Annotated in this window: 23 protein-coding genes and 4 tRNA genes; 21 read left to right on the forward strand and 6 right to left on the reverse strand. The window is 58.3% G+C overall.

Features of this window, described 5'->3' with window-relative positions; all coding sequences use genetic code 11:
• Window positions 1-27: 27 nt before the first annotated feature.
• From QMX93_RS08160 to QMX93_RS08190, 7 genes are all read left to right on the forward strand, one after another.
• Window positions 28-103 (forward strand) — tRNA-Val (locus QMX93_RS08160).
• Window positions 104-158: 55 nt separating this feature from the next.
• A tRNA-Asp gene (locus tag QMX93_RS08165) sits at window positions 159-235 on the forward strand.
• 94 nt (window positions 236-329) lie between these two features.
• Window positions 330-406: transfer RNA gene (locus QMX93_RS08170), tRNA-Asp, on the forward strand.
• A gap of 473 nt (window positions 407-879) precedes the next feature.
• Entirely contained in the window at window positions 880-3,711 is a 2,832-nt protein-coding gene (locus QMX93_RS08175; protein WP_282354460.1) for a xanthine dehydrogenase family protein molybdopterin-binding subunit, read from the forward strand.
• The gene (locus QMX93_RS08180; RefSeq protein ID WP_053118958.1) at window positions 3,704-4,243 is read left to right on the forward strand and encodes a (2Fe-2S)-binding protein; all 540 of its coding nucleotides are present in this window, start codon (window positions 3,704-3,706) and stop codon (window positions 4,241-4,243) included. The genes QMX93_RS08175 and QMX93_RS08180 overlap by 8 nt, the downstream gene beginning before the upstream one ends.
• Before the next feature lie 2 nt (window positions 4,244-4,245).
• On the forward strand, window positions 4,246-5,481 hold the full coding sequence (locus QMX93_RS08185) for a cytochrome c (protein ID WP_282354463.1): 1,236 nt from the start codon (window positions 4,246-4,248) through the stop codon (window positions 5,479-5,481).
• Between the two features lies 1 nt (window position 5,482).
• Window positions 5,483-6,454: an XdhC family protein gene (locus tag QMX93_RS08190; protein ID WP_053118962.1), complete on the forward strand. Its 972-nt coding sequence runs from the start codon at window positions 5,483-5,485 to the stop codon at window positions 6,452-6,454.
• A gap of 130 nt (window positions 6,455-6,584) precedes the next feature.
• Here the strand turns inward: QMX93_RS08190 and QMX93_RS08195 are convergent, their stop codons facing one another.
• The gene (locus tag QMX93_RS08195) at window positions 6,585-7,868 is read right to left on the reverse strand and encodes an FAD-binding oxidoreductase (protein WP_053118964.1); all 1,284 of its coding nucleotides are present in this window, start codon (window positions 7,866-7,868) and stop codon (window positions 6,585-6,587) included.
• 183 nt (window positions 7,869-8,051) lie between these two features.
• Between QMX93_RS08195 and QMX93_RS08200 the strand changes: the two genes are divergently transcribed.
• Both QMX93_RS08200 and QMX93_RS08205 read left to right on the forward strand, forming a co-directional pair.
• A tRNA-Val gene (locus QMX93_RS08200) sits at window positions 8,052-8,128 on the forward strand.
• A gap of 808 nt (window positions 8,129-8,936) precedes the next feature.
• A complete protein-coding gene (locus QMX93_RS08205; protein WP_282354468.1) occupies window positions 8,937-9,392 on the forward strand; it encodes a DUF2214 family protein in 456 nt (151 codons plus the stop codon).
• A 220-nt stretch (window positions 9,393-9,612) separates the two neighbouring features.
• Here QMX93_RS08205 and csrA read toward each other — a convergent pair whose 3' ends face one another.
• Window positions 9,613-9,807, reverse strand: a complete 195-nt coding sequence (gene csrA, locus QMX93_RS08210; RefSeq protein WP_003179932.1) for a carbon storage regulator CsrA — start codon at window positions 9,805-9,807, stop codon at window positions 9,613-9,615.
• Between the two features lie 250 nt (window positions 9,808-10,057).
• Between csrA and QMX93_RS08215 the strand changes: the two genes are divergently transcribed.
• Both QMX93_RS08215 and QMX93_RS08220 read left to right on the forward strand, forming a co-directional pair.
• Window positions 10,058-10,426 carry an SPOR domain-containing protein gene (locus tag QMX93_RS08215; protein WP_282354471.1) on the forward strand — a complete coding sequence of 123 codons (369 nt, stop codon included), beginning with the start codon at window positions 10,058-10,060 and terminating at the stop codon, window positions 10,424-10,426.
• Between the two features lie 86 nt (window positions 10,427-10,512).
• Window positions 10,513-11,412: a siderophore-interacting protein gene (locus QMX93_RS08220; RefSeq protein ID WP_282354472.1), complete on the forward strand. Its 900-nt coding sequence runs from the start codon at window positions 10,513-10,515 to the stop codon at window positions 11,410-11,412.
• 53 nt (window positions 11,413-11,465) lie between these two features.
• Here QMX93_RS08220 and QMX93_RS08225 read toward each other — a convergent pair whose 3' ends face one another.
• The 3 genes from QMX93_RS08225 to QMX93_RS08235 form a co-directional block, all read right to left on the reverse strand.
• Window positions 11,466-12,158 (reverse strand): endonuclease I family protein, encoded by a 693-nt coding sequence (locus QMX93_RS08225; RefSeq protein WP_053118972.1) that lies wholly within the window; start codon window positions 12,156-12,158, stop codon window positions 11,466-11,468.
• A 4-nt stretch (window positions 12,159-12,162) separates the two neighbouring features.
• Window positions 12,163-12,453: a DUF1654 domain-containing protein gene (locus QMX93_RS08230; protein WP_282354475.1), complete on the reverse strand. Its 291-nt coding sequence runs from the start codon at window positions 12,451-12,453 to the stop codon at window positions 12,163-12,165.
• 177 nt (window positions 12,454-12,630) lie between these two features.
• Entirely contained in the window at window positions 12,631-13,719 is a 1,089-nt protein-coding gene (locus tag QMX93_RS08235; protein ID WP_282354477.1) for an asparaginase, read from the reverse strand.
• Between the two features lie 349 nt (window positions 13,720-14,068).
• Here QMX93_RS08235 and QMX93_RS08240 point away from each other — a divergent pair, with 349 nt between their 5' ends.
• The 8 genes from QMX93_RS08240 (at window position 14,069) to QMX93_RS08275 (ending at window position 21,686) form a co-directional block, all read left to right on the forward strand.
• Window positions 14,069-14,515: a hypothetical protein gene (locus QMX93_RS08240; protein WP_282354480.1), complete on the forward strand. Its 447-nt coding sequence runs from the start codon at window positions 14,069-14,071 to the stop codon at window positions 14,513-14,515.
• A 198-nt stretch (window positions 14,516-14,713) separates the two neighbouring features.
• Window positions 14,714-15,670 carry a sugar ABC transporter substrate-binding protein gene (locus QMX93_RS08245; protein ID WP_053118980.1) on the forward strand — a complete coding sequence of 319 codons (957 nt, stop codon included), beginning with the start codon at window positions 14,714-14,716 and terminating at the stop codon, window positions 15,668-15,670.
• A gap of 56 nt (window positions 15,671-15,726) precedes the next feature.
• Complete coding sequence (locus tag QMX93_RS08250) at window positions 15,727-17,280, forward strand: sugar ABC transporter ATP-binding protein (protein WP_282354483.1); 1,554 nt, start codon at window positions 15,727-15,729, stop codon at window positions 17,278-17,280.
• Window positions 17,277-18,254 carry an ABC transporter permease gene (locus tag QMX93_RS08255; protein WP_053118984.1) on the forward strand — a complete coding sequence of 326 codons (978 nt, stop codon included), beginning with the start codon at window positions 17,277-17,279 and terminating at the stop codon, window positions 18,252-18,254. Before QMX93_RS08250 ends, QMX93_RS08255 begins: the two co-directional genes overlap by 4 nt.
• A 9-nt stretch (window positions 18,255-18,263) precedes the next feature.
• The gene (locus QMX93_RS08260) at window positions 18,264-19,283 is read left to right on the forward strand and encodes a LacI family DNA-binding transcriptional regulator (RefSeq protein ID WP_212544420.1); all 1,020 of its coding nucleotides are present in this window, start codon (window positions 18,264-18,266) and stop codon (window positions 19,281-19,283) included.
• Between the two features lie 24 nt (window positions 19,284-19,307).
• Window positions 19,308-20,225, forward strand: a complete 918-nt coding sequence (rbsK, locus tag QMX93_RS08265) for a ribokinase (protein WP_282354489.1) — start codon at window positions 19,308-19,310, stop codon at window positions 20,223-20,225.
• Window positions 20,222-20,626: a D-ribose pyranase gene (gene rbsD, locus QMX93_RS08270; protein WP_007913481.1), complete on the forward strand. Its 405-nt coding sequence runs from the start codon at window positions 20,222-20,224 to the stop codon at window positions 20,624-20,626. The genes rbsK and rbsD overlap by 4 nt, the downstream gene beginning before the upstream one ends.
• 31 nt (window positions 20,627-20,657) lie before the next feature.
• Window positions 20,658-21,686 (forward strand): nucleoside hydrolase, encoded by a 1,029-nt coding sequence (locus tag QMX93_RS08275; RefSeq protein ID WP_053118992.1) that lies wholly within the window; start codon window positions 20,658-20,660, stop codon window positions 21,684-21,686.
• Window positions 21,687-21,834: 148 nt separating this feature from the next.
• Here QMX93_RS08275 and QMX93_RS08280 read toward each other — a convergent pair whose 3' ends face one another.
• On the reverse strand, window positions 21,835-22,041 hold the full coding sequence (locus tag QMX93_RS08280) for a hypothetical protein (RefSeq protein WP_212544424.1): 207 nt from the start codon (window positions 22,039-22,041) through the stop codon (window positions 21,835-21,837).
• Window positions 22,042-22,173: 132 nt separating this feature from the next.
• Here QMX93_RS08280 and QMX93_RS08285 point away from each other — a divergent pair, with 132 nt between their 5' ends.
• The gene (locus QMX93_RS08285) at window positions 22,174-22,479 is read left to right on the forward strand and encodes a hypothetical protein (RefSeq protein ID WP_159814881.1); all 306 of its coding nucleotides are present in this window, start codon (window positions 22,174-22,176) and stop codon (window positions 22,477-22,479) included.
• A gap of 167 nt (window positions 22,480-22,646) precedes the next feature.
• The gene (locus tag QMX93_RS08290) at window positions 22,647-22,964 is read left to right on the forward strand and encodes an I78 family peptidase inhibitor (RefSeq protein WP_159814882.1); all 318 of its coding nucleotides are present in this window, start codon (window positions 22,647-22,649) and stop codon (window positions 22,962-22,964) included.
• Window positions 22,965-22,971: the final 7 nt, after the last annotated feature.

Below are 22,971 nucleotides of genomic sequence, written 5' to 3' on the forward strand. Positions count from 1 at the left end.
AAATTTCGCGGCCTCGGAGATGCAAACGGGTGATTAGCTCAGCTGGGAGAGCGTCTGCCTTACAAGCAGAATGTCGGCGGTTCGATCCCGTCATCACCCACCACTCCCGAGAAACTTGCGTAAGCAAGAACGTAGGCTGAAAGTGCCTGCACCGACGCGCAGCGGTAGTTCAGTCGGTTAGAATACCGGCCTGTCACGCCGGGGGTCGCGGGTTCGAGTCCCGTCCGCTGCGCCATATTGAACGAGTCAGACATTGTCTGGTTCGCGATTGAAAAGCACCGAAGCTTTCAATCAAAACGAGTTACTTGAGCGCAAGCTCAAAGCGATACGCAGCGGTAGTTCAGTCGGTTAGAATACCGGCCTGTCACGCCGGGGGTCGCGGGTTCGAGTCCCGTCCGCTGCGCCATATCTGCTTCAAGGATCACTGAACGCCTTGAAGCACCGAAAGCAACCGTTGGTTGATTCGGAATCGATAGCAAAGACCCTGGTCGAAAGACCGGGGTTTTTTGTGTCTGAAATTTGACCTCCGCTCCCATCACGCAACCCGGCTCCCGTAGGAGCTGCGGCACGCTGCGATCTTTTGATCTTGATCGAAAAAAACAGGATCAAAAGATCGCAGCCTCGTTTCACTCGACAGCTCCTACAAGGGATGCCTGTAACCATCCTGCGGTGCCACGTCGCATTGTCTTTTTTGATTCTTTAGTCAGAAATTTGTATCTGGTTGTTTGCTGCGAGCGCAGAAACCTTTAAAGTTAACCTTTCGGTCAGCTTTGCACTGTCATTTCGTCCTTCGTTTAGCCAAGAAGGGCTTCTGCAAGACTCGAGATTCCCCAGTAGATAACCAGAAGGGCGGATGTATAACCGTCCAGAGGATGATCCATGTCCAACCGTGAAATAACCCGGCGCTCGTTCCTCCAGGGCGGGCTGGTGGCGGGTGTGAGCGTCACGCTTACGCCGCTCAGCACCCAGGCGCTGGCTGCCTTGATGGAAAACAGCGTGACCGTGCCGTCCGAAAAATGGCTCGGCAACAATGGCAAAGCGCGCCAGCGTAACGATGCCTTGTCGAAAGTCTGCGGCAGCAAAGTCTTTGCTCGCGACATCCGCTCCAAGGACATGCCGGGCTGGCCCGAGCAGCAAGGCCACGCCATGCTGCTGAAAACCATCAAGGCCGACCATATCTATGCCGGCTACGACCTGTCGTGGCTTGGCGCCGATCTGCAGCCTGACCGCATCGTCACCGCTGCCGATCTGGACAAGGACGGTATCGTCTTCCCTGAGGAGCATGCACCGGATCCGCTGCTGCCTGAGGGCAAAGTGCCGATGTTCATCGGTCACCCGGTAGCGATCCTGATCTGGAACGACTTCGAGCGTTTCCGTCAGGCCAAGAACAAACTCAAATTCAATGACAAAGCGATTCGTTACGGCGCCAAAGTGCCGTTCTACGAAGGCGATCCCTACGGCAGCTTCCGCTACGTGCGCGTGGGCGGCCCGACCTCGGCAGATGAAGACGAATTCGCCAGCCTCAAGGATTCGATCCTGTTCCCGATGCTGAAAAACCGTCGCCCGGTGTGGAATTCCCAGCCGAACCTGCACGGTAATCTCACCGAGCGTGGCCTGTTCTACGCCGATCGCATGAAGGGGCAGATCAACACGCCGCCGGACAACTGGCTGGTGTTCGATGAGCGCTACAAGACGCCGTCGATCGAGCCGGCCGCCATGGAGCCGGACAACGGCAACGGCTGGTACGACCCGAAAACCAAGACCCTGCATTTCGTGGTGGCTACCCAGTGCCCATTGGAAGCGGCGACCGAGACCGCGAAAATGATTTCGCCGTCGCGCTTCGGCCTGGACAACCTGAACATGCACCCGGGTTACACCGTGGGTTACGGTTCCAAAGACCACAACATCTTCGTTTACTACGCAGCCCTCGCTGCGCTGTACGGCGCCGGTGTGCCAGTGCGTCTGGCCAACGACCGTTACGAGCAGTTCCAGAGCGGCATCAAGCGTCACCCGTTCGACATTCGCTACCAGTTGGCCGTGGACAAGAACGATCAGACCTTCAAGGTTTTCCTCGCTGATATGAGCGTCGACGGCGGTGGCCGGATCAACTACAGCCCGTCAGTAGCTGCTGTGGGCGCCACGGCTGCGCAGTCGATTTACTACATGCCGCAGAACGACCTGCAAGTCACCGCGTATCACTCGCGTGGTGTTGAAGCGGGTTCGATGCGCGGTTACGGCACCCTGCAAAGCATGGCGGCGACCGAAATGATGGTCGACGAAATCGCCGATCGCCTGAACGTCGATGCCATCGAACTGCGCCGCAAGAACGCGCTGCGTTCGGGGATGAAAAACACCCAGGGCGCGATCCCGGCCGGTGCTCTGCGTTTGCACGAGATTCTCGACAAGGCCGCTGCACACGAAGTCTGGAAAAACCGCGACGCGATCAAGAAGCAGCGCGAAGCCGCTGACCCGGATAACTGGTACGGCGTTGGTTTCGCCATCTGCCAGAAAGACTTTGGCACCGGTTCTGAAGCGCCGATGGCCAGCATCGAATTCACCGCTGACGGTCGCATCACCTTGCGCCACATCGGTATCGAAATCGGCACCGGCATGTCTACGTCGCAAGCCTTGGTCGTCGCCGATTTCCTCGGCAGCCCGGCCCACGAAGTGAAGACTGGCGAAACCGAATGGAAGGAAATGCAGCTGATCACCAGCGGCAACCCTTACATCATGAGCCAGGCCGACCAAGATAACCTGCTGCGCAACCCGCGCTGGGTCGGCAAGTTGGCCTCGGCGTCGTCCGCGACTAACTCGGCTTACTACTTCAGTCACGCCACCCGTGAAGCAGCCCGCGTGTTGTTCAACAACGGTTTGTGGCCGGCGGCCATGGAGATCTGGCGTCAGGGCCCCTACGGCGGCCAAGCCAACCCATACGTCGTGCGTCGCGAAGATGCGCACTGGGTGGATGGCAAGCTGACTGCCAACGGCATGCAGCCGCTGACCTTCGAAGAACTGGCCAAGCACGCTCACGAGCGTGGTCTGGTCACCGGCGCCACCGTTCATGCGTTCAACCGCTGGAGCTGGGCTGAGGCCGAATACAGCATCGACGGCGTGCGCGAGCGTCTGCCGCTCGACGGTCTGGCGGTGAAATACGGTGATGGTGCGCCGAAAGCCAAGAAAGCGTTGATGACCACGTCTGGTTTCCATCTGCTGGATCGCCAGAACATCAACTACCCGGTTGTTCAGTTGAACAACGCTGCCGTGACTTACTACAGCCCGGTCGCCACGCTGGTCGAGCTGAAGGTCAACAAAGGCTCGCTGGATGTTGAAGTGCTCAACCACCATTCGTGGGTCGAGTGCGGTCGTGTGTTGGTTGAAGAATTGGTCAAGGGCCAGCTCGAAGGCGGTATCGCCATGGGCATCGGTCACGCACTGATGGAAGAGATGCCGCTGTACGAAGGCGGGCCGGGGGAGGGTGACTGGAACTTCAACCGTTACCGTCTGCCGATGGCGCGTCACGTTGCCGTGTGGAAACAGACGTCGGAGATTCTCCCTGCACTGTCGCCGAGCGATCCGTCCAAAGGCATCGCTGAAGTGGTGATGATCCCGGTTGTCGGGGCCATCGGTAACGCCGTGGCGCATGCCATCGGTAAACGTGTTCGCGATCTGCCTATCACTCCAGCGCGCATCAAGGAGGCCCTCAATGGCTAACCGTCCGCTTCAACTGACCCTCAATGGTCAATCCGTCGGCCCGGTGGACATCCCTGATGACCTGCCGATGATCGACTACCTGCACGAATACAAAAACCTCACCGGCTCGCGTCTGGGCTGCGGTCAAGGCATCTGCCACGCTTGCGTGGTGATTGTCGATAACCCGGACGGCACCAGCGAAGAAGTGCGCACCTGCATCACCGGCGCGCATTACTTCGAAGGCAAGAAAGTCCGCACCATCGAATCCCACGCCAAGCGTGACGAAGCGGGCCAGGTCACTGAGCTGAACCCGATCCAGCAGCGTTTCGTCGATGAGTTCGCCTTCCAGTGCAGCTACTGCGCGCCGGGCTTCGTCAACGCCGCGACCGTGCTGGTCGAGAAGCTGCAACGCCAGCCGACCGTGCAAAGCAAACTCGAGCAAGTCATCGAAGACAGCCTCGGCCATCACATCTGCCGTTGCACCGGGTACGTGCGTTACTACAACGCCACCCGCAACGTGCTGACCGATCTCGGCCTGGTCAAGGAGGGTTAAGCATGAAGCTTTTTCTGACCCGACTGACCCTGGCGGTCGGTCTGGCTGCGCCGGTGTTGTTTGCTCACGCCGATGATCAGGTCAAACGCGGCGAGTATCTGGCTCGCGGCGCTGACTGCATGGCGTGCCACACCGCACCGGGCGGCGCGCCGTTTGCCGGCGGGCTGCCGATCGTCTCGCCGTTCGGCACGATCTACGGCACCAACATCACGCCGAGCAAAGAACACGGCATCGGTTTGTACAACGATGACGAGTTCTTCGCCGCGCTGACCGAAGGCAAGCGTCGCGACGGTGCGAACCTGTACCCTGCGATGCCATACACCTCGTATCACCTGATGCCGCGCGAAGATTCGGACGCGATCCATGCGTACCTGAAAACCATCGAGCCGATCGAGCGCGCGGCGCCGGTCACCAGTTTGAGCTTCCCGTTCAACGTGCGTCTGGGCCTGATGGGCTGGAACGTGCTGTACGGCAAAGCCCTGAAACTGGAGCCGGCCGAAGGCAAAAGTGAAGCGTGGAAGCGCGGCCAATACATGGTCGAAGTCCTCGGCCACTGCGGCGAATGCCACACGCCACGCGGCCTGCCGGGCGCGATGGAACTGGACAAGCGCCTGACGGGCGGCATCCTCAATGGTTATCTGGCGCCAAGCCTGCTGGCCACTGATCTGGCCGCGCGCGGCTGGAACGAACAGGATCTGAGCACGTTCCTCAAGCACGGCATGAGCGCGCAAGGCACGATGTTCAACGAGATGTTCCCGGTGTTCCACAACAGCACTCAGGGTTTGAGCGATCAGGATCTGGCGGCGATGGCGACGTTCCTGCTTGGCGACAAACCGCCGGCAGCCAAAACGCTGGTTGAAGTGCCGGTCGAGAAACTCAGCGCCAGTGCCCAGCGCGGTCAGCAGGAATACCTGAACGTCTGCGCCGGTTGCCATGCGGTCGGTGGCGAAGGCAAACCGCACATCGCGGTGGCCATGCGCGGCAACACCACGCTGCGTCTGGAAGATCCGCGCAACCTGCTGCGCGTGATCGAGGACGGTATCGGCGAGCAGAAATTCTCCGGTTTCGAGCGCATGCAGCCGATGCCGGGTTTCGCCGACAAACTCAAGCCTGAACAACTGACTGATCTGCTCAACTATCTGCGTCAAGGTTGGGGTGGTCAGTCGGCTGAACTGGCGGTGGGCGACGTGCAGAAGCTGCAAGCTGACGCACCATCCATCGAGCACAAGGCGCACTGACATGCAGCATCTCGATCTGCAAGTGGTTCGGCGAGCGCTGGAGTGGTCGGTGGCGGGGCAGCGCATTTGGCTCTGCACCGTGCTGACCACCTACGGCTCGGCGCCGCGCGCGCCGGGTTCGCTGCTGGCGGTGAACGAAGGCGGGCAGTGGATCGGATCGCTGTCGGGTGGCTGCGTCGAGGAAGACTTTCTTGAGCGCGTCGCCGAAGGTGCATTTCTCGATGCGATCAACGTCGTGCGTTATGGCGAAGGCGACGATCCGCGCTCGCGGGTCAGCCTGCCGTGCGGCGGCATTCTTGATGTGCTGGTTGAGAAGTTTGACGCTGACTGCGAGGTGCAGGCGCATCTGCGTGAGTTGGAATCGGCGCTGCTTGGTCAGCGTCGATTGATTCGCGAGGTCGATCTGGCCAGCGGTGCGCGCAGCCTGTTCGCTGATCGCGAGCAGGGTGCGCGCATCGAGCGTGAGATTGATCGGGTGCGTATCCGCATCGGCGCGGCGCAACGTTTGTTGCTCGCCGGTTACTCCAGTGTGGCGCAGGCGTGTGCCGAGTTTGCGGTCGGCCTCGGCTTTGAAGTGATTCTCTGCGATCCGCGCGATGAAGTGCTTGAAGGTGTGGTGCTCAATGGCGTGGAAATTCGTCGGCAACTGCCATCGGTGTTTATTGCCGATGGTGGCTGCCACCGTGATACGGCGGTGGTGGCCCTGACCCACGATCCGCGCATTGACGATCTGGCGATGATGGAGGCAGTGCGTACCGAAGCGTTCTACATTGGCGTGATGGGTTCGCTGCAGACATCGCAGAAACGCTTTGAGCGCCTGCGCCGGATTGGCGGGCTGGGGGAGAGTGAGTTGGCGCGAATTCATGCGCCGATCGGGCTTAACCTTGGCAGCAAGACGCCGGCGGAGATTGCCTTGGCGGTACTCGCCGATATCCTGCGGATTCGTAGCGGCATCGCTCGCGACCAGCTCTGATTAAGTCATAGACGCATTTGTGGCGAGGGGATTTATCCCCGATGGACTGCGTAGCAGTCCCATTTTTTGGGGCCGCTGCGCGACCCATCGGGGATAAATCCCCTCACCACAGGGTTTCCATAGCTCGAATTTAAAAGCCGTACTTATCCCGCAACCCGTAATACCAAGCCCCCAACGCCGCAAACGGCGTGCGCAACATCTGCCCGCCCGGGAACGGGTAATGCGGCAAATCCGCAAACGCATCAAAACGCTCAGCCTGACCGCGCAATGCCTCAGCCAACACCTTGCCCGCCAGATGCGTGTACGTCACGCCATGACCGCTGCAGCCCTGCGAGTAATAGATGTTGTCACCCAGTCGCCCAACCTGCGGTAAACGCGACAAGGTCAGCAGGAAATTTCCTGTCCAGGCGTAATCAATCTTCACATCCTTGAGCTGCGGAAATGCCTTGAGCATTTTCGGACGGATGATCGCCTCGATGTTCGCCGGATCCCGGGCGCCGTAAACAACGCCGCCGCCGAAGATCAGACGCTTGTCGCCGGTCAGTCGGTAATAGTCGAGCAAGTAGTTGCAGTCCTCGACGCAGTAATCCTGCGGCAACAGCGCTTTCGCTAGCTCATCACCCAGCGGCTCGGTGGTGATCACCTGCGTACCGCACGGCATCGACTTAGCTGCCAGTTCCGGCACCAGATTGCCGAGGTAAGCGTTGCCCGCGACGATGATGAACTTGGCCCTCACCTTGCCCTGCGGCGTATGCACGACCGGGTTAGCGCCGCGCTCGATACGCACAGCGGGCGATTGCTCATAAATGCTGCCGCCCAACGACTCCACAGCGGCCGCTTCACCCAGCGCCAGGTTCAGCGGATGAATGTGCCCGCCGCTCATGTCGAGCATGCCGCCGACATATTGATCACACGCCACCACTTCGCGAATGCGGCGCTGATCCAGCAGTTCAAGTTGCGTATGGCCAAAGCGCTCCCACAGGCGCTTCTGCGATTCCAGATGACCCATCTGCTTGGCAGTCAGCGCGGCAAACACGCCGCCGTCCTTCAAGTCGCACTGAATGTTGTACTTGGCCACACGCTCACGAATGATCCGCCCACCTTCAAACGCCATCTGCCCGAGCAGTTGCGCCTGCTTCGGACCGACGCTGCGCTCGATCACATCAATGTCGCGGCTATAACTGTTAACGATCTGCCCGCCATTGCGCCCCGATGCGCCAAAACCGACCTTGGCCGCTTCCAGCACCGTCACGCGAAACCCGTTCTCCAGCAGAAACAGCGCCGAGGACAGCCCGGTGTACCCGGCGCCGATCACACAGACGTCCGTCTCCACGTCGTCCTGCAAAACAGGACGGGGCGGTACGGCATTGGCCGACGCAGCGTAATAAGACTCTGGGTAAGGGGTGTTCGCCATCCTGTAGCCTCTGTTTAATATATTTTACGAGTGCATCGATCCTACCCGAGTTGAAAAACCTCCGCCAGCCACCGGAAAATCCTCGTCGCCGACTCGAAATTAAATATTTTGCATATTCATAGGGTTAGGTGAAAAAAAGGTGTTGACACCCCTCCGGAATTCCGTAGAATGCCGCCTCACAGCAGGCACGTAGCTCAGTTGGTTAGAGCACCACCTTGACATGGTGGGGGTCGTTGGTTCGAGTCCAATCGCGCCTACCAAACAAAATCCGCTCTGCTGGGCGGTCTAGAAGGGCTCACCGAAAGGTGGGCCCTTTTTTGTTGTCTGCGATTTGCAAAAGTCGTTGGAGCAGGAGTCTTCGTCAATCCTGACTGCTGCCACAGACAGATCCAGTCGATTATTTACTCTACGCTGCAAACCCAGCGATGGTTATGCCGGTAGGGCGCTCGGATGAATGCAACGTCTGATACCAGAGTCATGCCGCGTTGCTGGAGCGCTTCGGTCAGTTGTACGAGTGTCTCTGCTTCGATAGTCATTACTGCACCTCGTCAGATTTACTGCGTTCACAATTCTTGACCGAATGCCGAATCAGGTAATTCATTTTTTCTGCCTGAGTGAGTTGTTCGGCGTGGAAAGTGATTAAGTCGAATGCAGTCGACCTTTCCAGGGAATCTGCTCCGGGGTTGCTCGTAAAAACTGGTCGAGATTGTGAATCTATAAATTCGAACCAATCCTTGGTAAGCGATCACCGTTCGTCGCCGAGGCCATGAAAAATAATTCGTATATTGAATGGGTTACGGTTTTATTTAACCAACCGGTTATCAAAAACACCTTGTTACAGACTGTGAATTTCAGTAACATCCGCTCCGCGTTCACCACCACGGTTTATGCATTTTTAAATCCCAAGCTTCCATCAGCTGCTTGGGATTTTTTTTGCCTGCGATTTGGCTTTTCCCTTCTTCGTGCGCAAGGACGTAACAAGTCCTACAGATCTGTGCGAGCAAACCCCTACTTTTTCGACTACTACTGACTGGCCGATTTCCGACTCTTGCTGATGGGAGTGTCTCGATGCTGGTTCACTGGTTTCTTGCAGCGGTTCATCTACTGGCGTTTGCCCTGGGCTTCTGGGCGGTACTGACGCGCGGGACGGCGTTCAGTCGACTCGCTGCCGGAACCGGAGAGGCGAAGCGGGTTTTGCTCGCTGACAATCTATGGGGTATCTCTGCGTTGATCCTGCTGATCACCGGCGGGATGCGGGCCTTCGGTGGGTATGAAAAAGGCACCGACTATTACCTGCATCAGCCGCTGTTCCATCTGAAGATGACGTTGTTTGTGCTGATTCTGCTGATGGAGCTCGCGCCGATGATTACGTTGATCAAATGGCGGATCGCTTTGGCAAAGGGCAAGCCGATTGATACCGGGCGGGCAAAAATCTATGCACGAATCAGTCACGCTGAAGCGCTATTGCTGGTGCTGATGGTTGTCGCCGCAACAGGAATGGCGCGAGGGGTGACGTTCGGTTAGGAGGGCGGATTCCCCGTGCTCTCTCGGAAACGTCCGACATCCAGCCTTAAGATTGGCGGGTAGTATCGGATTCAACAGAGGGCAGGGTGGATCAAGCGGGGCGGGAAAGCATATCAAGCGCCGTGGCCAACGAAGTGGGGGTGGATGGCAGGACGGCGCATGAATCTTTAGCCAGTCATTGCGTTCGGGCAAGCTAACTGGCTACTGACTGCTGTGAGGCTCAGGGCGTTTGTGGCTTGTCCGGTGCGGTCAGGCCAGCTTGGATGCGCTGATAGATCTCTTCACGGTGTACGGCAACGTTCTTTGGAGCGTTGATGCCGATGCGAACCTGTTGGCCGCTTACGCCCAGAATGGTGATCGTAATGTCATCACCAATGTTTATGCTTTCACCGACTTTGCGGGTGAGTATCAGCATGGTCTTCTCCTTGATTGCTTTGTAGGGCACCTGATTCAGACAGTGCAGAGGTCGGTGGTACGTATAGATTAGTGCGAAGTCTCACAGTTTGGGTGCCTCTTTCTGACGCGCAGATGCGGCATTAATTCCCAGGGCGTAACTATACAGAGGCTGCAATCATCATTCTCGTTGTTTTGTGCCCATTTTGCGGGGCTCGCGAAGTATTTTTGAATGTTAAGATCGCGCCTTTGAGAATTTCGAGGAAAGCGTTGTGCGTAAATTGGTCTGGATGGTCGCGGCACTGGTATTGGCCGGGTGTGGTGAAGGCAAAAACGTTGAGGCACCGAAACCACAAACGGCAGCAGTGACGGCGCCAACAGCGGCGGCTGCACCGCAATGGGATCTCGAAGTGCGTGGCGAAACCCCGCAGGCTGTCAGCGACCTGAGCGGCTGGTTGATCGAGCACGCTTTCATCCCGACGGTGATCAAAGACAGCAGCGGCAAACCGCGCATTCTGATCGGCCCGTTCAACTCGCAAGCCGACGCCGAAGCGCGAAAAGTAGAAGTGGATGCGGCATTGGTAAAAGCCAAGAAACAAAATATTGAATCGGTGGTGATCGAGCACCCGATCACGCCGTGAGCCTGCCTTTCAGCGGAGCGCCCTAAAGGTCATCGGATCAGGCTCGTCTTATACGAGTCAGTCACGATTTCCCAAAGGAGCTCCGCATGGCCTCCAACCCCTACAAGCTGTTCGATGTCACCCTGCAACGCAAAACCCAACTGAGCCCGCACATGATGCGGATCACCCTGGCCCATCCCTCGGTCAACGACATGGCCACCTGGGCGCCGGATCAACGGGTAAAACTGTTTTTCCCTGCGGCCGATGGTTCGCCGGCCAGACTGGCTCAAGGCGAAGGCTGGTACGCGCGCTTCAAGGCCATGATTGCTGATCGACGCCCGGCGATGCGCACTTACACCATTCGCCATTTGCGCGCCGAACAAGGCGAAGTGGATATCGATTTCGTCCTGCACGGCGAAACCGGTCCGGCCTCGCGTTGGGCGCTTCGTGCGCAACCGGGTGACTCGATGCAGATCCTTGCGCCCGACCGGCGCTTCTCGGCCAATGACGCCGGAGGATTTGAATGGAAGCCGCCGCAGATCCTCAATCAGGTTCTGCTGGTCGCCGACGGCACCGCGTTGCCGGCTGCCATGGGCATTCTTGATTTGTTGGCCGCTAAAGCCGCTCCGCCCCAGACTCAAGCGTTCTTTGAAGTCGACAGCGCTCAGGACATGCTGCCGGTGCCCGATTGGCCGGGGCTCACAGTGGAGTGGCTGATCCGCGAGAAAACCACCGCCGGTACATTGATGGTTGAGGCGGTGCAAAAAGCCGTCCCGCCCATCAACACCTCAACCGTCGGCCAGGCTGTGGAGCTCGCCGAGGTTGATATCGACAAAGAAATACTCTGGGAAATCGCCGAAACCGCCGCCGAAGGTTTTTACGGCTGGATCGCTGGAGAAAGCGCGGCAGTGATGAGCTTGCGCAGGTACCTGATCAAAGACTGCGGCATCCCGCGCGAGTCGCTCAATCTGATGGGCTACTGGCGCTACAACAAGGCCGGCAGCTAGCCACAAAAAAGGCCTCGAACATCACGTTCGAGGCCTTTCTTTTGCGTGTTCGATCAACCGCAGGCTTTCATATTCACCGGGCCGACAAACTCATTGCCGCGCCCCATCACGCACGCCACGCTTTGATTGCGTTGACGCTCCCAGTCTTGCACCGGGTAAGTCTTGTCCCACGCTTCATACAATTGCCGATCCTGTTTCGAAATGCGTAAGCCGTATTGCTTGCTCATGTAGAAATAGGTGCGGGCGATCATGCCGCGAATCGAAGGGCGGGGCATGACCTTCTTTGCTTTGAAATCGACCTGGGTCAGGCACGAACCGTATTGACCGGATTGCACCGGCAGCCAGCCGTAGCTGAAGTTGCTGCGGTCACCGTTGACCTCGCCAATGCTCGGCACCAGGTTGTGCAAATCGGCTTCGGCCTTCTGGTAGGTCGGATCGTAGCGTGTGCAATTCTTGCGACCCCCGTCCTGCCAGCATTGGCGCTGATGGCCAATCTGCCAGGCCGGGACGATGTGTTCCCACTCGATGCGCGACGCACGCTTGGCGTTCTTGCGCGGCACATAACCGCAGGCCTTCAAATCCACTTTGTTGCCGGAGTATTTGCACCCGCAATAAAACTCCGTGGACTGTGGCGCGTAGAGCTTCCACGCAGCCTTCTTGGCTTCAGAAAACGTGCGTGGCGCTCCGGCCTGTGCGCCAAAAGCGATGAACGACAACAACAGCAAAACAAAACAGCGGACACTCATTGAATCAATCTTCCTTCGGCACAACCCAAAAAATCTGCACGCCACCATCGTCGCGATAGGCGAGGGTAACGTTGTCGTTCTCGTCGATTTCCTCAAGCAAGCGCTCCCACTCATCCATCGGCTCGTCCGGCAAACGGAAGATCAGTGCGGCTTTGGCTTTTTGTGCGGTAGGGGAATTGATGATCTTTTGAACGCGCATACCCATGCGTTCAAAGGCGTCAGGAGCATCAGGGGAGGTGGCCACGAGGTTATCCTTATTAAGCTGTACGTGCATACAGTATTTAACTGTAGGCATTTTCGCAACTGCTTAAAATTCAAGAAAATCCTCTGACAGCGGTTTTTTGATTTTAATGTGAGGCGAGTCGATTTTTTTGTAGGAAAAATGCAGAAGGGTCGTAAGCGTCACACCACTCGTCCGGTAAACGAGTGGTGTGAAGTGTGCCCGATCAAGAGAAGACCGGGCGAAGGTCAATCAGTATTCCCAGAACATCCGCTGCAGCTCTTTGCTGTCGTTGGTTTTGGTCAACGCGACCATCGCCAGAATGCGGGCTTTCTGTGGGTTCAGGTCGTTAGCAACCACCCAGTCGTACTTGTCGTCAGGCTGTTCGGCGTTGCGCAGAACAAAACCGCCGGCGTTGACGTGGGACGAACGAATGATTTGCACGCCTTCCTTGCGCAGCTCTTGCAGCGCTGGCACCACGCGGGAAGACACCGAACCGTTACCAGTACCGGCATGGATGATTGCTTTGGCGCCGGATTGGGCCAGGGCTTTGTAGGCCGTATCGCTCACGTTGCCGTAGGAATAGGCGATTTCTACGTCAGGCAGGCTCTTGATGTTCTTGATGTCGAATTCCGAATCCATGGTGTGACGCTTGGCTGGCAAGCGGAACCAGTAGGATTTGCCTTCAACGACCATACCCAGCGGGCCCCAGGCGCTTTTGAACGCTTCGGTCTTGATGTTGATCATTTTGCTGACGTCGCGACCCGACTGGATCTCGTCGTTCATGGTCACCAGTACGCCTTTGCCGCGCGCGTCTTTGCTGCTGGCCACGGCCACCGCGTTGTACAGGTTGAGCATGCCGTCGGCGGACATGGCGGTGCCTGGGCGCATCGAACCGACAACGATGATCGGCTTGTCGGTTTTTTCCACCAGATTGAGGAAGTACGCGGTTTCTTCAAGGGTGTCGGTACCGTGGGTGATGACGATACCGTCGACGTCTTTGCTGTCAGCCAGTTCGGCGACACGACGACCGAGTTGCAGCAGGTTGTCGTTGGTGATGCTTTCGGACGCGATCTGCATGACTTGTTCGCCACGCACGTTCGCCAGTTTGCTCAGCTCGGGAATGCCGGCGATCAATTGCTCGACGCCGACCTTGGCGGCCTGATACGTCGCGCTGTTGGCGGCGCTGGCACCCGCACCGGCAATGGTGCCGCCCGTGGCAAGTACCACGACGTTGGCGAGTTTTGCCTGGGTTTCGACTTCTTTTGCCTGAAGGGCAGTGGGCAGGAGCATAAGGAGGGCCAAAGCGCCCGGAACCAAAGTGTTGAAAGCAGATTTCATTATTTTTCTCTCTAGTAGTGAGACGGTGCTGATGCAGGTTCATCTAGATGCGCCCCGGCCGATCTGGATGCCGGGGTGCAGGGGTAGGGAGCAGGATCTGTACCATTCGTACTGTGCGGGAGAAAAATGTTTAAGTTTATGATTTATATCAGTATTTATTCGATCAATAGCGTGTCGTAACCAAGTGCATATCCGGCTTTCCGAACAGAACGGACTTTTATGTTCGGCTCACCGAAAGCATGGCGATGTTGATTGCCTGTCGGGAGTCCGACGTTTCCAGCGTCTTATTAAAGAAAGCGTCAGGCAGGCCGATGCCTGTTCAAGGAATCCATTTTTTCAGGAGTTTCACATGTCACTGACAGTCGGTTTTGCCAACCCCGGCGCGGTCACCATCGGTGGTAAAACGGCGGCAACGATCGATGCGCTGGCCAAAGCGGATGCAGAAGCGTCACCCAATGCAGTGGGCAAGGAAGAGGCAGATAGCAAAACGGTACGAACCGGCGGTGCGCCGCAGGAAGAGAGCAAGGCTGAAAGCGGCGGCAATCAAAGCGTCACCGTGAAACTGCTGCTCAAGCGCCTGCAGGAATTGCAAAAACAGTTGCAGGAACAACAGCAGCAATTGGCCGCCGCGCAAGCCGCGAGCTATTCAACTCCGGAAGCCAAGGCCACCATTGTCATGTCGATTCAAGGGCAGATCTCCGATACCAATGCCGCACTTATGCAAGTGGCCGGCAGCTTGGTCAAAGAGTTGGCCAAGGGTTCGAGCACCGGCAGCGTGGTCAATACCACGGCATGAGAAGAGGGCGAGTCCGATGACTTGCCCTGCCGCAAAATACTGATTTCTGTTTATTGACAAATGTCGGCGGGATTCGCATAGTTCGGTCTACGCAAACGTTTGCGCGGCTTTATCTGCTGGTTTCCCTTGTAGGGAAGACCACGCAGCTTACGCCAGCGCAACCTTTGCTCACAATAATCATAAGATCGGAGTGAACCCATGAAGCTGCCATTCGCTGGACGTCTTCTTGCTGTCGCTATGCTGGCTGCCACCGCCGCCGCGCTACCTGTCTCCTCGGCGTTCGCCGAATCTGTCGAAAAACCTAAAGTCGCACTGGTCATGAAATCCCTGGCCAACGAATTCTTCCTGACCATGGAAGACGGCGCCAAGGCCTACCAGAAAGAACACTCCGCCGATTTCGACCTGATCTCCAACGGCATCAAAGATGAAACTGATACCGCCGGCCAAACGCGCATCGTCGAGCAGATGATTCTCGCCAAGGTCAACGCATTGGTGATCGCGCCATCTGATTCCAAGGCCATGGTGCCGGTGATCAAGAAAGCCGTCGACGCCGGTATTACCGTGATCAACATCGACAATCAACTTGATCCGGCAATCGTCAAAAGCAAAAACATCAGCGTGCCTTTCGTAGGCCCGGACAACCGTAAAGGCGCGCGTCTGGTCGGCGAATACCTGGCCAAGCAGCTCAAGGCCGGTGACGAAGTCGGCATCATCGAAGGCGTATCGACGACCACCAACGCCCAGCAACGAACCGCAGGCTTCAAGGACGCGATGGACGCGGCGCAGATCAAAGTGGTGTCGCTGCAATCCGGCGACTGGGAAATCGACAAGGGCAACAAGGTTGCCGCCTCGATCCTCAGCGAATACCCGGACGTCAAAGCACTGCTGGCCGGTAACGACAGCATGGCCGTTGGCGCCGTCTCCGCCGTACGTGCCGCCGGCAAGGCTGGTCAGGTGCAGGTCGTTGGTTACGACAACATCAACGCGATCAAGCCAATGTTGAAGGACGGTCGTGTGCTCGCCACTGCTGACCAGTTCGCTGCCAAACAAGCGGTATTCGGCATCGAGACTGCGCTGAAAATCATCAAAGGCGAGAAAGTCGACAGCGGCCCGAATGGCGTGATCGAAACGCCGGTCGAGCTGGTCACCAAGTAAGTCTTCTGGCGGCACAACGGCGCTCGTCCGTCCGGGCGAGCGCATGGAGAGTTTTTATGTCAGTTTCCGCCCCGAACGCTGTCCTCTCGGTCAGCGGTATCGGTAAGACCTATGCGCAACCGGTGCTGACCGGCATCGAGTTGACGCTGATGCGCGGTGAAGTGCTGGCGCTGACCGGCGAGAATGGCGCCGGCAAAAGCACCTTGTCGAAAATCATTGGCGGACTGGTCACTCCGACCACCGGCCAGATGCAGTTTCAGGGCAAGGACTATCGCCCGGGCAGTCGTACTCAGGCCGAAGAGCTTGGCGTACGCATGGTCATGCAAGAACTCAATTTGTTGCCGACCTTGTCGGTGGCGGAGAACCTGTTTCTCGACAACTTGCCGAGCAACGGTGGCTGGATCAGTCGCAAGCAACTGCGTAAAGCGGCGATCGAAGCGATGGCGCAAGTCGGCCTCGACGCGATCGATCCGGACACACTGGTCGGCGAGCTGGGCATCGGCCATCAGCAGATGGTTGAAATCGCCCGCAATCTGATCGGCGATTGCCATGTGCTGATCCTCGACGAGCCGACCGCGATGCTGACGGCGCGCGAAGTCGAAATGCTTTTTGAGCAGATCACCCGATTGCAGGCGCGCGGCGTCTCGATCATCTACATTTCCCATCGCCTCGAAGAGCTTGCCCGTGTGGCGCAGCGCATCGCCGTGCTGCGTGACGGCAATCTGGTCTGCGTCGAGCCGATGGCCAATTACAACAGCGAGCAACTGGTTACGCTGATGGTCGGCCGCGAACTGGGCGAGCATATTGATATGGGCGCGCGCAATATTGGCGCGCCAGCGTTGACGGTCACCGGCCTGACTCGCTCCGACAAGGTTTGCGACGTTTCCTTCGAAGTGCGCGCCGGCGAGATCTACGGGATCTCCGGATTGATCGGGGCAGGGCGCACGGAATTGCTGCGGCTGATCTTCGGTGCGGATCTGGCCGACAGCGGCACCATCGCCCTCGGTTCGCCCGCCAAAGTAGTCAGCGTGCGTTCGCCGGTTGATGCGGTGCGCAACGGCATCGCGCTGATCACCGAAGATCGCAAGGGCGAAGGGCTGCTGCTCAGTCAGTCGATCAGCGCCAACATCGCGCTGGGCAACATGCCGGAAATTTCCAGTGGCGGCGTCGTTAATAACAGCGATGAAATCGCCTTGGCCAAGCGTCAGATCGACGCCATGCGCATCCGCAGTTCGAGCCCGACACAGCTTGTTTCAGAGTTGTCCGGTGGCAACCAGCAGAAGGTCGTGATCGGCCGTTGGCTGGAGCGTGATTGCTCGGTACTGCTGTTCGACGAGCCAACCCGAGGCATCGACGTCGGCGCCAAATTCGACATTTATGCATTGCTCGGCGAATTGACTCGCCAGGGCAAAGCGCTGGTGGTGGTCTCCAGCGATCTGCGTGAGTTAATGCTGATCTGCGACCGCATCGGCGTGCTGTCGGCGGGGCGCCTGATCGACACCTTCGAGCGTGACAGCTGGACTCAGGATGATTTGCTTGCCGCCGCATTCGCCGGCTACCAAAAACGTGATGCGTTGCTCAACGAAGCGGCGCCTAGGGATCTCCCATGAAAACTGCATCTCCTGCCAGCAAACGTAGTGGCAATTTCTACGGTCTGGGCACTTATCTGGGCCTGGCCGGGGCCTTGCTGGCGATGATTGCGCTGTTCTCGGTCTTGAGCAGCCACTTCCTGTCCTATAACACTTTCAGCACGTTGGCCAACCAGATTCCGGACTTGATGGTGCTGGCGGTCGGCATGACGTTCGTGCTGATCATCGGCGGCATCGACCTCTCAGTGGGTTCGGTGCTGGCGCTGGCGGCGTCGACGGTCAGCGTGGCGATTCTCGGTTGGGGCTGGGGTGTGTTGCCTTCGGCGTTGCTCGGCATGGCAGTGGCAGCACTGGCCGGTACCGTCACCGGTTCGATCACCGTGGCCTGGCGCATTCCGTCGTTCATCGTCTCCCTCGGTGTGCTGGAAATGGCTCGGGGTCTGGCCTATCAGATGACCGGGTCGCGCACCGCGTACATCGGTGATTCGTTCGCCTGGCTGTCGAATCCGGTGGCGTTCGGTATCTCGCCGTCGTTCATCATCGCTTTGCTGGTGATCATCATTGCCCAAGCAGTTTTGACCCGCACTGTGTTCGGTCGCTACCTGATCGGCATTGGCACCAACGAAGAGGCCGTGCGCCTCGCCGGGATCAATCCGAAGCCGTACAAGATTCTGGTGTTCAGCCTGATGGGGTTGCTGGCCGGTATCGCGGCGCTGTTTCAGATTTCGCGTCTGGAAGCGGCGGATCCGAATGCCGGTTCCGGCCTTGAGCTGCAAGTGATTGCGGCCGTGGTCATCGGCGGCACCAGCCTGATGGGCGGACGCGGTTCGGTGATCAGCACGTTCTTTGGCGTATTGATCATCTCGGTGCTGGCGGCCGGTCTGGCGCAGATTGGCGCGAGTGAACCGACCAAGCGCATCATCACCGGTGCGGTGATCGTCATTGCCGTGGTACTCGACACGTATCGCAGTCAACGCGCCAGTCGACGGGGCTGAGAAAGACTTATGGCAACGATCAAGGATGTGGCAGCGCTCGCGGGGATTTCCTACACGACCGTGTCCCATGTGGTGAACAAAACCCGGCCAGTCAGCCAGGAAGTGCGGCTGAAAGTCGAGGCGGCGATCAAGAGCCTCGACTACGTGCCGAGTGCCGTGGCGCGCTCACTGAAAGCCAAAACCACCGCGACCATCGGCCTGTTGGTGCCGAACAGTCTCAACCCGTACTTCGCCGAACTGGCGCGGGGCATCGAGGATTATTGCGAGCGCAACGGCTACTGCGTGATCCTCTGCAACTCCGACGACAACCCGGAAAAGCAGCGCAGTTATTTACGCGTGCTGCTGGAAAAACGCATCGACGGTTTGATCGTCGCCTCCGCCGGGGGTGACAGCGGTCTGGCGCAAGGCTTGGCCGGTGTTAAAACGCCGATGGTCATCGTCGACCGAGGACTGGACGGTGTCGACGCGGATCTGGTGCGCATCGACCACGAATACGGCGCTTACCTCGCGACTCGCCACCTGTTGGAATTGGGCCATCGCGACATCGCCACCATCGGTGGGCCGGCGACTACCAGCGTGGCGCAGATGCGTCAGGCCGGTTATTGCCGGGCGCTGAAAGAGGCCGGTATCGAAGTCCGGCAGCAACGCATGCTGGAAAGCGATTTCACCAGCACCGGCGGCTACAACGCGGCGGCGATCCTGCTCGAAAGCAATCCGCCGAGCGCAATTTTCGCCGGTAACGACATGATCGGTATCGGCGTGTTGCGCGCGGCGGCTGAACGCAACGTGCGCGTGCCGAGCGAGTTGTCGGTGATCGGCTTCGACGATATTCAGATGAGCCGTTACGTGTACCCGGCGCTGACCACCGTCGGCCAGTCGATTCTGCAACTGGGCGAGATGGCGGCCGAAGTACTGCTGCGAAGGATTGCCACCCCGAATCTGGGCACCGATCAACGCATCGTGACCCCGAGTATTGTCCTGCGCGAATCGACCGCGCCGCTGTCCGGCGTGTTCACCGAATACCGCTGAAACCGAATTGATGAGTAGTGATGTATGCCAGCAAATGTAGTGGTAATAGGCAGCCTGAACGTGGATCTGGTGACCCGGGCGCCACGCCTTCCCGTCGGCGGTGAAACGCTGATCGGTCATTCCTTCGCCACGGTTTCCGGCGGCAAGGGCGCCAATCAGGCCGTCGCTGCTGCCCGGTTGGGCGCGCAGGTGGCGATGGTCGGTTGCGTGGGCAACGATGACTATGGCGTGCAATTGCGCGACGCCTTGCTGGCCGAGCAGATCGATTGCCAGGCCGTAAGCGTTGTTGAGGATTCCAGTGGTGTGGCGTTGATTGTGGTCGATGACAACAGTCAGAACGCCATCGTTATCGTCGCCGGGGCCAATGGCGCGATGACGCCAGCGGTGATTGACCAGTTCGACGCTGTGCTGCAGGCGGCTGAGGTGGTCATCTGCCAGCTGGAAATTCCCGACGCAACCGTTGGACATGCGCTCAAGCGTGCGCGCGCACTCGGCAAAACCGTGATCCTCAATCCGGCACCGGCTAGCCGCCCGCTGCCCGCTGACTGGTTCACCGCCATTGATTACCTGATTCCCAACGAAAGCGAAGCGACCGCGTTGAGTGGATTGCCGGTGGACTCGCTGGAGTCCGCAGAAAAAGCGGCCAGCCACCTGATCGCCATGGGTGCGGGCAAAGTCATCATCACCCTCGGCGCGCAAGGTTCGCTGTTCGCCAACGGTCAAAGCTTCGAGCATTTCCCGGCGCCGAAGGTGAAAGCCGTCGACACCACGGCAGCGGGGGACACCTTTGTCGGTGGTTTCGCCGCTGCGCTGGCCACGGGCAAATCCGAGGCCGAAGCGATTCGCTACGGGCAGATTGCCGCCGCGTTGTCGGTCACTCGCGCTGGCGCGCAACCGTCCATTCCCACCCAATCCGACGTACAGGCGTTTAAACCCGCATGAAAAAGACTCCTCTGCTCAACGTCGCCCTGTCGCGACTGATCGCCTCCCTGGGCCATGGCGACATGGTCGTCATCGGTGACGCCGGGCTGCCGGTGCCGCCGGGTGTCGAGCTGATTGATCTGGCGCTGACCCACGGCGTGCCGGATTTCGTCAGCACGTTGAAAGTCGTGCTCAGCGAGATGCAGGTGGAAAGCCATGCGCTAGCCAAAGAAATTTTCGACAAGCAACCGACGGCGCTGAACACGCTGGACGCGTTGAACGAAGAGGGCGCTTTGGGGCGCCGCGATCTGCTCAGTCATGAGCAATTCAAGGTGCTTAGCCGACAGGCGCGAGCGATTGTTCGTACGGGCGAATGCCAGCCGTACTGCAACATCGTGCTGGTCGCCGGGGTCACCTTCTAACTTTTGATTTCACCAGCACAAGGAATGCGCCATGCAACGCTATGCTCAGAAACTGCACCATTTGCTCCGGAGTCTGCTGCTTTTGTCCGTCATCACTGCCACCGGCGCTCAGGCGGCGGAAAAAATCGACCTGATCATCGACACCGACCCGGGTGCTGACGACGTGGTCGCTCTGCTGTTCGCACTGGCCTCGCCAGAAGAACTGAACATTCGCGCGCTGACCACCGTTGCCGGCAACGTGCGTCTCGACAAAACCTCGCGTAATGCACGTCTGGCTCGCGAGTGGGCAGGGCGCGAGGATGTGCCGGTTTACGCCGGTGCGCCAAAGCCGCTGATGCGCACGCCGATCTACGCCGAAAACATCCATGGCAAGGAAGGCCTGTCGGGTGTCACCGTGCATGAGCCGAAAAAAGGCCTGGCGCAAGGCAATGCTGTCAACTACTTGATCGATACCCTGAAGAGCGCCAAGCCGCACAGCATCACCATCGCCATGCTCGGCCCGCAGACCAACCTGGCGCTGGCGCTGATCCAGGAGCCCGAGATTGTGCAGGGCATCAAGGAAGTGGTGATCATGGGCGGTGCGCACTTCAATGGCGGCAACATCACTCCGGTGGCCGAATTCAACCTGTTTGCCGATCCGCAAGCGGCTGAAGTGGTACTCAAAAGCGGCGTGAAACTGACCTACCTGCCACTGGACGTGACCCACAAGATCCTCACCAGTGACGCACGCCTGAAGCAGATCGCTGCGCTCAACAACAATGCGAGCAAGATTGTTGGCGACATCCTCAACGAGTACATCAAAGGCGACATGGAGCATTACGGCATCCCGGGTGGCCCGGTGCATGACGCTACCGTCATCGCTTACCTGCTCAAGCCTGAGCTGTTCACCGGTCGTTCGGTGAATGTCGTGGTTGATAGCCGTGAAGGCCCGACTTTCGGCCAGACCGTTGTTGACTGGTATGACGGCCTGAAAGCGCCGAAGAATGCCTTCTGGGTTGAAAACGGTGACGCTCAGGGTTTCTTCGACTTGCTGACCGAGCGTCTGAAGCGCCTGAAATAAAGCATTCGCGCTCGCAGAAGGCGCGTCGTCGGTAAGGCCGTCTTCGCGAGCAAGCTCAGCTCCTACAAATTCACGCAGTTTTGTAGGAGCCGAGCTTGCTCGCGAAGAGGCCCGCGCAGACGCCCTAAACCTTTACTCCAGCGAGAGTTCACGCCTTTTCTGCTTGCTCGGCTTTTTCAGTCGGGTAACGCTCAAAAATCTGCTTGATGAATTGCTTGGCCGCTTCCGTGCCCAACTCTTTGACCAATAGATCGATGCCAATCAGCGCCAATTCTTCCGTCGTCCCCGGACTATAGGAGCTGTGTCCGTCTGCCCATTTGGCTTTGATGTCGGCGTCGATGCTGATGGTGGTCATGAGGTGCGCTCGAAAAGTCGGGAAGTCTGTGTGCCGAGTTAACCATTTTGTCGGGCGTTTGGCACTGCGACTTAGGCATGAGCGGAGCGCTATGCGACACTTGGTCTTTTCCGGCTTCCCAAGGATCGTGCTGTGCAGATCGATTTGAATACCCCTGACGGCCTTACGCTCGACGCGGTGCGCCAGTTGCTCGCTTCAGCCAGTGATGACGAACATACGCAACTGCGCGTAACCAAGGGCGGCATCGCTTACCTTTCTTCGGGCATTACCGGTGGGCAGGATATCGACGGACTGTTGTTTCGCCTCGAAACCTGGGCCAAAGGCTCGGGCTATGTGGGCAATGTCGCGGCCAGTGATGAGGTCTGGGTGATGCAGATTTTCAACGCGCTCAAGGACAACTGGCCGAATCCGCCGTTTGACTACATCGACGTCTATTGAGTGCCGTTAATATTCAGTCACGATTGATTGATGAAGACATGAACGCCGCTCAGGCACACTCGGCGTTTTTCCGATCGTGGGGCAGGGTGATGGCATCGGCCGTGAAACCAAACGCCGGAATGGCGGTCGCACGATCTCAGCTTAACTTTTTGAAATAAGGAGGCTTCATGCCTTTGAAGTTCGCGACACTGGGTGCACTTATGGCCGCTGCCATGTTGGCCGGTTGCAGCACGACCTCCAGCGAGTCGGCAAAGGATACCGTGGCGACCGAAGCCGGTCACAGCCGCTGTGATGCTTCGGCAGCGCAATTCACCATCGGCAAGAAAGCCTCGCCGGAACTGCTGGAGCAAGCCCGCACCAAAGCAGGCGCGCAGAATGCCCGCTTCCTCAAGCCGAACGACATGATCACGCTTGAGTACCGTTCCGATCGCTTGAACCTCAACACTGACAACAACCTGGTGATCACCCGCGTCAACTGCGGCTGATTTCACA

The organism is Pseudomonas sp. PS01303, from assembly GCF_029959385.1.
GTDB classification, from domain to species: domain Bacteria; phylum Pseudomonadota; class Gammaproteobacteria; order Pseudomonadales; family Pseudomonadaceae; genus Aquipseudomonas; species Aquipseudomonas rustica.